The sequence below is a fragment of the Acidisoma sp. S159 genome, assembly GCF_009766125.1.
GTDB lineage: Bacteria > Pseudomonadota > Alphaproteobacteria > Acetobacterales > Acetobacteraceae > Acidisoma.
The window spans coordinates 453,054-465,680 of record NZ_LMUG01000032.1 but is presented as its reverse complement, the minus strand read 5'-3'; the positions used below and the strand labels follow the sequence as shown (position 1 = coordinate 465,680).

Below are 12,627 nucleotides of genomic sequence, written 5' to 3'. Positions count from 1 at the left end.
AAAAGCCTGTGCCTGAACAACGGAATGACGATCCGGATCAAAGCCCGGCTTTAGGCGCGGAATGGTACCCGTCGCGGTGGGGTGCGGAGGATCAGCGCGGCAATGGCAATCTCATGGGTCCGGAGAAGATCCGCGAGGCGCTGACACTTGTTCAACGCAACGAAATCATCCGGCTCGGCCATGAATACGATTCCCGGATTCCCCTCGCGCCCGGCCGTATCTTCGGCCTGCGCATGCCCGGCGGGCCGACCGGCGGACCCCATGGCGGGCGAAGCAAAACCGTGTGGAACGATGAATTCCTCGCGACCGAGATCGGCCAGATCGGCACGCATATGGATGCGCTCGGCCATCTCGGGCGGCAGATCGGCGACAAGGCAGATCACGGCAATATCCGGTTCTACAATGGTAACCCGCTCTCCGAAATCTGGTCGCCCTATGGGCTGACCCGGCTCGGGATCGAGAACGCGCCCATCTTCTTCACCCCTGGCCTATTGCTCGACGTGCAGGGGCTGAAGGGCCGCGTGATGGATCCGGGCGAGGAAATCACACCCGCCGATCTACAGGCTTGCCTTGAACGGCAGGGGCTGGATGGGGCCGCGTTCTCGCCCGGCGACGCTGTCCTGATCAGGACGGGCCATGGCTCGCGTTTCCGCACGGAAGCGGCGACTTTCTACGACGGCGCGCCGGGGCTGGGTCTACCGGCCGCCGAATGGCTTGCGAAGAAGGCGCCCTGCGTGGTGGGCGCGGACAATTTCGCGGTCGATGTTGTGCCGCCCGTGGACCCGGAGGTCTTCCATCCCGTCCACCAGCACCTCATCATGAAACACGGCATCTATCTTCACGAGGGCATGAAGCTTGACGAACTCGCGGAAAAGCAGGCTTGGCGTTTCGCCTATGTCTTCGCGCCGCTGCCGATTGTCGGTGCCACCGGATCACCTGGCACGCCCTTTGCGTTGACGTGAATTGCGCTGGTGTGAAACGACTGCCGAGACGCGACAAGGGAGATCAATGTGAAGCCTCGCCTGCTCCAACTTTGCACGCTGATGCCCTCGACCCAGGCGACGCTCGATGCGCTTTATGAAGTGCATCATTGGCCCGAGCCAGCGCTGCGCGAGGCGTGGCTGCGTGACTACGCCGCGGAAACACGCGCTGTCGTCACCGGCGGTCATGTTGGCATCGATACAGCACTAGCGGCGCGCCTGCCCAATCTCGGCATCGTTGCGATCAACGGTGTGGGTTACGATCGCATCGACTTGGCCGCCGCACGGCAAGCCGGCTTTCGCGTCACCAATACGCCCGACGTGTTGACCGATGATGTCGCGGATCTCGCGATCGGCCTGATGATTGGCGCGATGCGGAATTTCGCGTCCGTCGACCGGCACGTGCGGGATGGTTTATGGCCTCAGTCGCAACCTCCGCTCGCCCGCCGGGCCTCTGGCTTGCGCTACGGCATCGTCGGACTTGGGCGGATCGGCCGAGCGATCGCGGCGCGGCTCGCCGGCTTCGGCGGCAGCATCGCCTATACCGGCCCTACGCCTAAAACCGGCGCCTATGATTATTTTCCCGATGCCACGTCGCTGGCATCGGCCTCCGACGTGCTCTTCGTCGCAACGGCGGCGTCGCCCGCGACCAAGGGCCTCATCAGCCGCGCCGTGCTTGATGCGCTTGGTCCGAACGGCGTGGTGATCAACGTGGCCCGCGGCTCGCTGATCGATGAGAGCGCGATGGTGCAGGCGCTAGTGGAGGGCCGGATCGCCGGAGCAGGGCTCGATGTCTTCGAGGACGAGCCGAAGGTTCCGCAAGCCCTGTTCGCATTGCCGCAGGTGCTTCTCACCCCCCATATCGGCAGCGCCACAACCGAGACGCGAGAGGCGATGGGCCGCCTGATGCTCGACAATCTCGAGGCATTCTTCGCCGGCCGCGCCTTGCCAACTGCCGTCGTCTAGGGCCCGCCCGCCCACCAGTCGCGCGATTTTCTGTGCCGACTCCTGGCAATGCCTTGTATACAGGGCAAGTTTTGCCGCCAGGGAGCGAATGGCATGCGGGCGCAAGCGCAGAGTCTGATCCGGCTCCTGCGGTGGCTGGTACGACACAAGAGGTCGTCATCCACCGAACAGGTGCTGCTCATGACCGGGATGGTGCTCACCCGCACCACCTCCCTGGTTGCAGCCTCGATCTGCTCCTCGCTCGTGGCGCTGGAGATCTGGTTGCGTACCCAGGCCATCTGGCCGCTGATCTGGCTGGGACTGGAAGCCGTGTTCCTCGTCCTGCGCTGCGTCCTCATCGTCAATGCGCGCCGGGCGCATCGGCACCGGCGGGAGGGGCCGGTGCTGGTCTATATCGCGAGCGGCTGCGCCTGGGCGGCGATGATCGGTATCGCCGCCTTCGGCTGCGCCCTCAGTCCGGATCCCATCGTGGTGCTGATGGCGGCGCTTATGGTAGTCGGCATCATCGGCGGCATCACCGCCCGCAATTCGCCTATCCCACGCACCGCCATCCTGCAGCTTCTACTTTGCAGTCTGCCCTACATGTTGGGGATCGCGCTCAACTTCCAGCGCTGGGAAATCATCCTCTGCATACTGGTGCCGGCGAGTATCCTCGGCATGATCGCCCTCACCGGGCGGCTGCATGAACAGGTTCTCAACCTCATAGTCGCGGAGCGGGAGAATGCCTTCCTCGCCAATCACGACAGTCTGACGGGCCTGCCCAATCGCGCCGGCTTTAACGATCATCTGTCCCGCATGCTGGAGCGCAATGGTCGCGCCGAGCCGTGGTTCGCGATGCTGTATCTCGACCTCGACGGCTTCAAGGGCGTCAATGACACGCTGGGCCATGCGGCGGGGGACATGGTGTTGCGCGCCGTTTCCGAACGCCTGACGCAACAGGTCGGCCAAGATGCTTTTGCCGCCCGGCTCAGCGGCGACGAATTCGCGGTCCTCCTCCCCGCGTCCACGATCAGCACGGCGGAGGCGCTTGCGGCCAAGATTATCGAGGCGGTTTCGCAGCCCATCGAATTCGGGGCTGCCTGGCCGATCCGCGTAGGGGTGAGTGTCGGGATCGTCAGCGTGCCGGAGCATGGGCACGACCCGACAATCCTGCTCTCGCGCGCCGATGCGGCGCTCTATTCGGCCAAGGCGAGTGGAAAAGGCCTGGTCTGCCTGTTCCAGCCGGGGCTGGACCGCCGCGATCTCCAAAGCGAGTTGAAGGAGGCCATCGGGAATCCGGACCAGCTCATTCTGCAATACCAGCCGATTATCAGCAGCCAGACCGGCGAAGTGGTCTCGCGCGAGGCCCTGATCCGCTGGCGCCATCCCCGCATGGGCATGCTGCCCCCGTCCGAATTCATCCCCGTCGCCGAGCAAAGCCGGCTGATCGTGCCGCTTGGAGAATGGGCGCTCCATCGCGCCTGCCGGGATGCGGCGACCTGGACCGACGGCGCCACCGTCGCCGTGAATGTTTCGCCGCGCCAGCTGGGTGGCCGTGGAATAACGGAAGCGATCGCCGACGCACTTGCCCAGTCTGGCTTGCCCGCCGCACGCCTCGAAATCGAGTTGGGCGAGACCTCTCCCTTGGCGCGCACGCCGGAGGTCTTCGACGATCTCAACGCCATTCGGCAGATGGGTGTGCGCATCGCGCTGGATGATTTCCCGACCGGCTATTCAAGTCTCGCCGCGCTTGACTGGTTCCCCTTCGACCGGATCAAGATCGAAGGTGGCGTGCTGCGGTCTGTGCCGCATCAGAGGCAGACGGAAAGCATCGTGCGGAACCTGATGTCGCTTGCTCAGGAACTCGGCATCCGTGTGACCGCCGAGGGAATCGAGACGGAGCAGCATCTCGCGATCGCCCACCGTCTCGGGATCGACGAGTTGCAAGGCTACCTGATCGGACGCCCGCAGGCGGAGCCTATGAGCGTCCAAAAGGCGAAGCGAGCCTCGGCGAAGTAGTCGCGCCGGGGGTTGTCATCGACCTGTTCAGCGGACTCTTCGTCATGCTCGGCGAAGGCCGAGCATCCTCGCCTTGCCTTTACGCCGGAGTATCCTTGCAAAGACTACTCTCTATCACGGATGACTTCCGAAATTCACCCGCGTGCCTCCTGCTCCAGCCCGTACATCGACGCTCCGAGTAGTGCCGCGTTCATCGTGATGATTCGCACCGGGATCGAGCGCAGCAGATTCGCGAAGCGGCCCTTGGCGGCGAAGGTTTGCATGAAAGCGCCGTCCTGAAGCTGCGGCACAAGGCGTGGGGGCAAGCCGCCCGCAAGATAGACACCGCCAGTCGCCATCACCTTCATGGCCAGGTTGCCGGCTTCCGCGCCCCAGACATCAATCACGATACGCAGCGTTTGAGCGGCCAGAGGATTGTTGTTCGGGTCATTCAGCGCGGCATCGAGGATCGCGGGTGTGCGGTCATGCGCGGCATGTAGGACGGCCGCGAAGGCGGGAGTTTCCGACAGGGGATCGAGCGACCTCACGTAATCATAGACGTTCGGAATACCCGAGCCGGCGCAGACCCGCTCATAGGCCGCGTGCCGGAAGCGATCAGTCAGGTAGGCCCATAGCCCCGCCTGAATCTGATTGATCGGCGCGAAATCGACATGGCCGCCTTCGGACGCACAGGCGATGTATTCCGTGCCGCTCCAGATCAGGAAGGATTCGCCGAGCCCAGTTCCAGGCGCCATGACCGCGATCGGGCCATGGTCGATCGCCTTACCCGGATTGATCTCCGCCAGTTCCTCGGACCGCAACTGCGGAACCGCATGCGCGATCGCCCTGAGATCGTTGAGCAGAGTGACGCGTTTCAGCCCGAGGCCTTTGGCCAGGGCCGCTTCCTCGAGGTTCCAGGGCAGATTGGTCAGCCGCGCGCGGCCACCGACAACCGGGCCGGCAACATCGAAACAGGCAGAGGTGGCGGTTCCGCCGTGATGCGCCAGAAAGGTCTCCACGATCGGCTGCAGCCCGTCGAACTTGCCGCTCGGAAATTCCTCCTCGGCCAGGAACTTGCGGGGGCCGCCTTCCAGGGAGACGAGGGCCAGCCGCGTCGTCGTGCCGCCGATATCGCCAGCGATCAGCATCAGTTCGGTTCCTTCCAGAGCTATCCGATCTCAGCGCGCGACAATCCTCCGGTCTCTCCCGCAGTGCAACCGAGGGTCTATGAAGAAGAGGTCAGCCGCATCGCCAAAATGCCGAGCCAATAGCAGGCCGCGGCCACCAAGGCAGAGGCCGGCACGGTGATTCCCCAAGCGACAACAATGCCGCGCGCTACACCCCAGCGCACCGCCGAAACGCGACGCGCGGTGCCTACGCCGATTACGGAACCCGTGACGGTATGCGTTGTGGAAACGGGAATCCCGAGCCATGTCGCACCGAAAAGCGCCGCGGCGCCGCCAGTCTCCGCGCAAAAACCTTGCACGGGCGTAAGATGCGTTATGCGCGACCCGACCGTACGCACGATTCGCCAGCCGCCGCACAATGTCCCAAGCGCCATCGCGGCCTGACAGCTCAGAACGACCCACATCGGCACATGAAACCCACCGGACAAGCGCCTCTGAGAGAATAGCAGGACGGTGATGATCCCCATCGTCTTTTGCGCGTCGTTGCCGCCATGCGCGAGGCTCAGCAGCGCCGATGAGATGAGTTGCAAGTAGCGAAAGCGTTTATCCACGGCGAAGGGCGTGGAGCGGAAGGCTAGCCAGGACACGCCCAATACCAGCGCCATCGCTATGAGCAGGCCTGTCACTGGAGAAAGGATGATTGCCGAGCCAATCTTCGCCAATCCGCCCCAAACGACTGCTTCCGGCCCGACCTTCGCGACCCCCGCGCCGATAAGACCACCGACCAGCGCGTGACTGCTGCTGGAGGGTATGCCGAGACGCCAGGTCAAAACATTCCAGAAGATCGCGCCCGCGAGCGCCGCGAAAATCACAAGAGGGTCAACGATGCTCGCGTGAACCACACCATTGCCCATCGTCGCGGCGACATGAAGCCCGAACACGGTGAAAGCGATGAAATTGAAAAAAGCCGCCCAAATTACTGCCGTGATCGGACGCAGCACGCGCGTCGACACAATGGTCGCGATAGAGTTCGCGCTGTCGTGCAGTCCATTGAGGAAGTCGAATGCCAAGGCCGTAACGATGAGAAACACGAGCACGGGCATGCCGACAATCATGCTGCTCATGGCCGCTAGACCTGCTCGACCACGATGCCGTCGATGACATCCACTACATCCTCGCAGCGATCGACTACGGCCTCGACAAGGTCATAGACTTTCTCGACCGTCAGCTTGTAGCCAGCGGATTGATCACCCGCGAACAGCCGTCGCAATCCTCTGTCGAGTAATTCATCGGCCTCGCTTTCTATGCCCCGAACGGCCACCGACATGGTCGTCAATTGTTGCTCGAACTCGCCGATCGAACGCAGGAGCGGCATTGCATCCCGAATCTCGGTTGTGGCGCGCACGGCGCAATCGGCCATGCCCTGCATTTCGGCCGTGAAGCCGACACCGTAGCGAATCATGCGGCGGCCGGTATCCTTCATGAGGTCGATCGTGTCATCGAGCGCCGTTATGAGATCGAGGATCTGCGAGCGATCGAACGGAGTAACGAAGGTGCGGTGAATAGCCAGTATCGTCTCGCGCGTGATCTGATCGGCCGCATCTTCAAGCCGGTTGATTTCTACCGCATGCCGCTCGGCGTTCCCGTCTCCGGACATAAGGGCACGAAACTCTTCCGCGGCGGGAACAATCAACTTCGAATGCTCAGTGAAACGTTCGATGAACTTCTGATCGCGCGGCATCAGGGAGCGGAAGAAGTGCATCAGCATGAAGGGTCCTCATAAATGCACATCCGTGGTCGGCATAGCCGCCCTCCCACGCTCAAGCGGGGATTATGACAGCAACCGGGAACGGACGGCGAGCAGGAAAGGCCGCCAATGCCTGCCCTTGGTGGGGGAACGGCCCCGAGGCTGGAAGGATGCCCGTTCACCCATCGTGAGTGATCGAAGGTTGCCCCCTTGACCGCGAACCGGCTTGATAAGGCCATGGAGAGAATTTCGGCACTCATGGCCCGGCGGATCGCGCTGGCGGCCCAAGGAATCGGTCGTGCCCGGCCCGATGCGCCGGCCCGCCGGCACGTTCTTGGAATGGTTCAGCGGCTGGGCGCGCTGCAGATCGACAGCGTCAATGTCCTGACGCGCGCCCACTACATGCCCGCCTTTTCGCGGCTAGGCGCCTATCCCCGAGCGGCACTGGAAACCCTGGCCTGGGGAAACAAGCGTGAGCGGGCGCTGTTCGAATATTGGGGTCACGAGGCATCGCTGCTGCCCTTCGCCATGCAGCCCTTGTTCCGCTGGCGCATGGCGCGCGCTGAACGCGGGCAGGGGCTGTGGTCTGGCCTCGCCCGATTCGCCGCCGAGCATAAGCGGCAGGTAGCGGCGGCCATGGCCGAAATCCGCAACAACGGCGTAATGGCGGCCGCCGATCTCACCGATGGCGGCGCCTCGCAATCAGCCTGGTGGGGTTGGAGCGACGGCAAGAAGGCCTTCGAATACCTGTTCTGGAGCGGCCAGCTCGCCGTGGCCGGTCGGCGCGGCAACTTCGAACGCCTCTATGACTTGCCGGAACGCGTTTTGCCGGTTTCGATTCTCGCCATACCCACCCCTGACGAGGCGGATGCACAACGCGCCTTGGTCGCGATTGCCGCTCGCGCCCTGGGCATTGGCACAGCCGGCGATTTCGGCCGCTATTTCCGGTTGGGTCCGGCGGCCGGGGACCGAGTCGCTGAGTTGGCGGAGGCTGGCGAGTTGATCCCGGTCGAAGTTACCGGCTGGGGGCGCTCGGCCTATCTCCACCGGGATGCGGTCATTCCCCGCAGGATAGCGGCCCAGGCGCTGGTCTCCCCCTTCGATCCGCTGCTTTGGGAGCGTGATCGTGCCGAGCGAGTCTTTGGCTTCCACTACCGGATCGAGATTTACGTACGGGCCGAAAATCGCCTGCACGGCTACTACGTTTTGCCGTTTCTGCTGGGCGACAAATTTGTCGCCCGGGTCGATCTCAAGGCCGACCGGCAAGCGGGCGCGCTCCATGTTCTCGCCGCCCATATGGAGGAGGCCGCGGATCTTAGGGCTGTGGCGGAGGCACTGACCACCGAGCTGTCCTCCCTTGCCGCTTGGCTTGGTCTGGACCGGGTGGAGATTGCTCGCCGCGGGGACCTTGCCCCGGCGCTTAGGGCGCAGGCAAAGTCCGGCGGCCGAAACTGAGGACGAATTGCCGCGCCGACCCTTTTACGGTTCAGTCAGCTTAAGAAGAGACGACCCCAAAACGCATTGAGCGGAGCCGAGACATGAGCGATCTCACACTAGCCGGGAGGTTTGCCGGACGAGTCGCGATCGTGACGGGGGGTGCGGCTGGCATCGGCCTGGAGATAGCGGCGCGCATTACCCGCGAAGGTGGCCGGGTGAGCCTTTGGGACCGCGACACCGCAAGGCTCGATGCGGCACGTGTGGAAAGCGGGGCGGCCCATAGCCACAGGCTTGATATCTCGGATGCCGATCAGGTCGCGACAGCTGCCGAGGCAACAGCGGTGGATTTGGGCAAGATTGACATTCTGGTCTGCAGCGCGGGCATCACCGGACCCAACACGACGGTCGCCGACTATCCCGTCGCGGATTGGCGAGAGGTCATCGACGTCAATCTCAACGGGCTGTTTTACTGCAATAAATTCGTGGTGCCGTTCATGGTGAAGAACGGCTACGGGCGCATCGTCAATATCGCGTCCGTGGCGGGCAAGGAGGGCAACCCGAATGCCTCGGCCTATAGCGCGTCGAAGGCCGGGGTCATTGGCCTCACCAAATCGCTCGGCAAGGAATTGGCGAAGACCGAGATCAGGGTGAACTGCGTCACGCCGGCGGCGGTGAAAACCGCGATCTTCGATCAGATGACGCAGCAGCACATCGACTTCATGTTGTCGAAGATCCCCATCGGGCGCTTCGGCGGCATAAGCGAGGTCGCCTCCCTCGTCTGCTGGCTGGCGAGTGCCGAAGCCTCGTTCAGCACCGGCGCCGTGTTCGACGTTTCAGGCGGCCGAGCGACTTATTGAGACGCCAAGCCCACTGCCCTCCCGGCGGGTTTGAGTTCTCCGCGCGTGTCTCCTACATCCTACCCGTTCGGCGGCTGCCCGAGCTGCAGGACGGATAGCTGACGGCATCCACCAGCTCTGCTACAACCAATTCCCCCCAGTCCCGCCCGCTTGCCGCCGCCGGAAGCAGTGAGTCTAGAGCCGAAGGTTTCCCTGCTCCGATGCTGACGCCGTTCTCGCCCGAAGATCTTTCCCATGTTTTCGACGCGAGCGTGCTCAGAAGGGGCCGGTCTCTAATTTTGCTCGAATCGGTGAGCGTCACCCTCGGGGATGCGGCGATCGCGGTCGTGGTCGATCAACTCGGCCAGCGTCACACGGCCACCATCACGCCCTCGGCGCGCGGCAGCCGGGTAGGCTTTCTGAACAAATGCAGCTGCGGCCAGTCCGCCTGTGCGCATCTCGCGGCGGGAGCCCTCGCGGCTCTCGATCGCTACCCCGCGTTGCGCAAGCCGGAGCCGACCAGTTTGCTGGAAAAGCTGGAGCCGGTGGGCGAGGAGCGTCAGCGTCTCGTTTTCGAGCTGTCGCCGGGCGAAATGCCCCATGCCTGCTTCGTCTCCACGCTCCTTGTCGGGGAGCGTACTGGCGCGCCGGGGATCACGACCCCGGCGCGGATCCTGGCCGATCACCTATCGAGCGGGTCCACCCGCATCATGGCCAAGCTCCTTGGCGGTGGAACCGTCAGCCGGGTTCCAATCGCGCCTTCCTCGGTTCCAGCAGTGCTCGGGCTATTGCCGAGGCTGGGCAAGGCGCGCTGGCATGCGACGGGAAAGCCGCTCATTTTGGGCGAGGAACGCAGTTTCCCCTCCAATGTTCCGCCCAAATTGCCGCCGAAATCCGCGGTCATCCTCGGCGACACCGGCCCCTGGTATGTCGATGCGGCAACCGGTGCCGTGGGCCGCGTGAGACTTCGCCCGGCATCCGTGCCGCAACCCCGCACGGAGCTGACGCCGCAACGCCTGTTTCGCCCGGCGGCGAAACCGCAAAGCCCAACCTTTCGCCGGGGCGAGCCGCCTCGCTTTGGCGCTAGCCGTCCGGCACCCTCGCGCTCCAGTCGCAGCCGGGACAGTGAACTCCGCGCTGAACCGGTGATCGTCGCCGCGGCGGAGCCGGTGATTCTGGAGCGGCCTCCCGTTCCCATTCTCCGTCTGCGCAAGATCGATTGCCCCGACGACTTCGGCCATATGCAGAGCATCGACGCGCTGACGATCGACTTCGATTATGAAGGGATCCTCACGTCGGGAGACGACGAGCGCCAGTTTCTCCGCCTGATCCGCCCCGGCGACGCCGGTGGCCCAAGCTTTGTTCGCCGCGACCGGGTCGCTGAGGCGGCTGCTCTCGAGGCTCTCCGCAAGGAGGGGCTCGCCCAGATGCGGATCGCCGAGGGCCTTTCCGCCAGAGGGCGCATGGTCTTCGTCTATCGTGGCCGCGATGCCTCCGAGCGCTGGCAGGGTTTCGTCGGCGATCGCGTTCCGTTGCTGGAGGCGCAGGGGTGGCGCAACCAGATCGACCGCGACTTCGGCCCGACTCTGGTCAAATCGGTCGGTGACTACGATGTGCGGGTCGAGGATGCCGAGGCCGGCAAGTTCTCACTCGATTTCGGTATCGAGGTGGATGGCACCCGCATTCCTTTGCTGCCCATTCTCTCCCGCCTCCTCGACCGTGGCGGCATCGACGCGGCCAAAATCGTCGATGGCGAGCTGATCACCAGCCTTGAGGATGGCCGCATCCTCAAGCTGCCGGCAGAGAAAATACGGCGCCTTCTCGCGGTGATGACCGATCTCATCGAGGCCGCGCGGCGCACAGGCGAAGGCCGCCTGCTGCTGCCGGAGGCCGAGGCCCCTGGCGTATTGGACCTCGAAGATCTGCTCAGCACGCGGTGGGAGAATGCGAGCGCCATCGAAGCTTATGCCCGCCACTTTCGCGGCGAGATGGCAATCCCGAGGGTCGCAATCCCCACGAGCTTCACCGCGACGCTGCGGCCATACCAGCAGCAGGGTGTTGACTGGTTGCAGCACCTGCGCACCGTTGGCCTCAACGGCTTCCTTGCCGATGACATGGGCCTGGGCAAAACCGCGCAGACCATCGCGCATATCGTCATCGAGCAAACGGAGGGACGGCTGGACCGGCCGGCTTTGATCGTCGTTCCGACCAGCCTGGTCACCAATTGGACCGCCGAGCTCGTTAAGTTCGCGCCACATCTGCGGGTCGCCGTTCTGCATGGTCTGGACCGCCATGAGCGTCGCACGGAACTCGCTGGCATCCATGTAGTGATCACCACGTACACCGTGCTCGCCCGCGATATCGAGGAGATGAAGCTGCTGCCTTGGCATTTGGTTGTCTTGGACGAGGCGCAGGTCATCAAGAGTCCGGACGCCAAGGCAACCCGCGCCGTCTGCCAGCTCGATACGCGCCACCGGCTTTGCCTCTCGGGCACGCCGATCGAGAACAACCTTCAGGAACTTTGGTCGGAATTCGCTTTCCTGATGCCCGGCCTCCTTGGCGACCGCAAAGGCTTCGCCAAGCGCTTCCGCACGCCGATCGAGAAGAACAACGACACCACTCGGCGCATTCAACTGATCCGCCGGATCAAGCCGTTTCTGCTGCGCCGCACGAAGGCGGAAGTGGCCACCGACCTTCCGCCGAAACACACCATCCTGCGCCGCATCAACCTGGCCACCGACCAGCGCGAACTCTACGAGACCATCCGCGCGACGCTGTACGACAAGGTTCGCGAACAGGTCGCCGAACTGAGCGCCGCGCAGAGCCGCATCGTGGTGCTGGATGCGCTCCTCAAACTGCGCCAAGTCTGCTGCGATCCGCGGCTGGTTAAGCTCGCCTCGGCCCGTTCGGTCGAATCCTCAAGCAAGCTCGATGAGCTCCTGGAGATGATCAGCGAGATGATCCCCGAGGGCCGGCGTATCCTGCTGTTCTCGCAGTTCACGACGATGCTCGACCTCATCAAGCCGCGCCTGGTGGAGGCTGGTATCAAGTTCGTCGAGTTGCGCGGCGATACGCGCGACCGGGCGGAGCCCGTGCGCGTCTTCGAAAGCGGCGAGGTCGCGCTGTTCCTCATCAGCCTGAAGGCTGGGGGTAGGGGACTGAACCTCACCTCCGCCGATACCGTCATTCATTATGACCCCTGGTGGAATCCGGCGGCCGAGGATCAGGCGTCGGACCGGACGCATCGTATCGGCCAGACCAAGCCGGTCTTCGTATACAAAATGATCGCGGCCGATACCGTCGAGGACAGGATCGTCGAACTCCAGCGCCGCAAGGCCGATCTCGCCAATATCGCGCTCAGCGAGGAGGGCGATTTCGCGGGTGTCGAAATCGACGATGTGGAGTTCCTGTTCAAGGGTCCCGAACAACGCCTGGCGGCTTGAGAACAGCGCGCCTATAGGCGGGCGAGCGGGCTAAAGCTCGGCGTGCAAAACACCTGAGACGCGTGCATCCTCCCCGCCGGGCCGGCCAAATGGGCCGGGACCCTGGGGGACTCC

Annotated in this window: 9 protein-coding genes; 6 read left to right on the top strand and 3 right to left on the bottom strand. The window is 63.8% G+C overall.

Annotated features, from left to right (window positions below; translation table 11 throughout):
• The first annotated feature begins 8 nt into the window (after positions 1-8).
• From GSQ92_RS10055 to GSQ92_RS10045, 3 genes are all read left to right on the top strand, one after another.
• Positions 9-962, top strand: a complete 954-nt coding sequence (locus GSQ92_RS10055; RefSeq protein WP_158801662.1) for a cyclase family protein — start codon at positions 9-11, stop codon at positions 960-962.
• 48 nt (positions 963-1,010) lie between these two features.
• Positions 1,011-1,946 (top strand): 2-hydroxyacid dehydrogenase, encoded by a 936-nt coding sequence (locus tag GSQ92_RS10050; protein WP_158801661.1) that lies wholly within the window; start codon positions 1,011-1,013, stop codon positions 1,944-1,946.
• A gap of 93 nt (positions 1,947-2,039) precedes the next feature.
• Positions 2,040-3,944, top strand: coding sequence for a bifunctional diguanylate cyclase/phosphodiesterase (locus tag GSQ92_RS10045; protein WP_158801660.1), 1,905 nt, complete (start codon positions 2,040-2,042; stop codon positions 3,942-3,944).
• 134 nt (positions 3,945-4,078) lie between these two features.
• On the opposite strand, the gene glk is transcribed toward GSQ92_RS10045, so the two are convergent.
• The 3 genes from glk to GSQ92_RS10030 form a co-directional block, all read right to left on the bottom strand.
• Positions 4,079-5,071, bottom strand: coding sequence for a glucokinase (gene glk, locus GSQ92_RS10040; RefSeq protein WP_158801659.1), 993 nt, complete (start codon positions 5,069-5,071; stop codon positions 4,079-4,081).
• Between the two features lie 77 nt (positions 5,072-5,148).
• Positions 5,149-6,174 carry an inorganic phosphate transporter gene (locus GSQ92_RS10035; RefSeq protein WP_216849929.1) on the bottom strand — a complete coding sequence of 342 codons (1,026 nt, stop codon included), beginning with the start codon at positions 6,172-6,174 and terminating at the stop codon, positions 5,149-5,151.
• 5 nt (positions 6,175-6,179) lie between these two features.
• On the bottom strand, positions 6,180-6,818 hold the full coding sequence (locus GSQ92_RS10030; RefSeq protein ID WP_158801658.1) for a DUF47 domain-containing protein: 639 nt from the start codon (positions 6,816-6,818) through the stop codon (positions 6,180-6,182).
• Between the two features lie 216 nt (positions 6,819-7,034).
• Between GSQ92_RS10030 and GSQ92_RS10025 the strand changes: the two genes are divergently transcribed.
• From GSQ92_RS10025 to GSQ92_RS10015, 3 genes are all read left to right on the top strand, one after another.
• Positions 7,035-8,252 (top strand): winged helix-turn-helix domain-containing protein, encoded by a 1,218-nt coding sequence (locus GSQ92_RS10025; RefSeq protein ID WP_158801782.1) that lies wholly within the window; start codon positions 7,035-7,037, stop codon positions 8,250-8,252.
• An 83-nt stretch (positions 8,253-8,335) separates the two neighbouring features.
• Entirely contained in the window at positions 8,336-9,091 is a 756-nt protein-coding gene (locus tag GSQ92_RS10020) for an SDR family NAD(P)-dependent oxidoreductase (RefSeq protein ID WP_159013410.1), read from the top strand.
• A 200-nt stretch (positions 9,092-9,291) separates the two neighbouring features.
• The gene (locus tag GSQ92_RS10015) at positions 9,292-12,513 is read left to right on the top strand and encodes a DEAD/DEAH box helicase (protein WP_158803119.1); all 3,222 of its coding nucleotides are present in this window, start codon (positions 9,292-9,294) and stop codon (positions 12,511-12,513) included.
• The last annotated feature ends 114 nt before the right edge of the window (positions 12,514-12,627 follow it).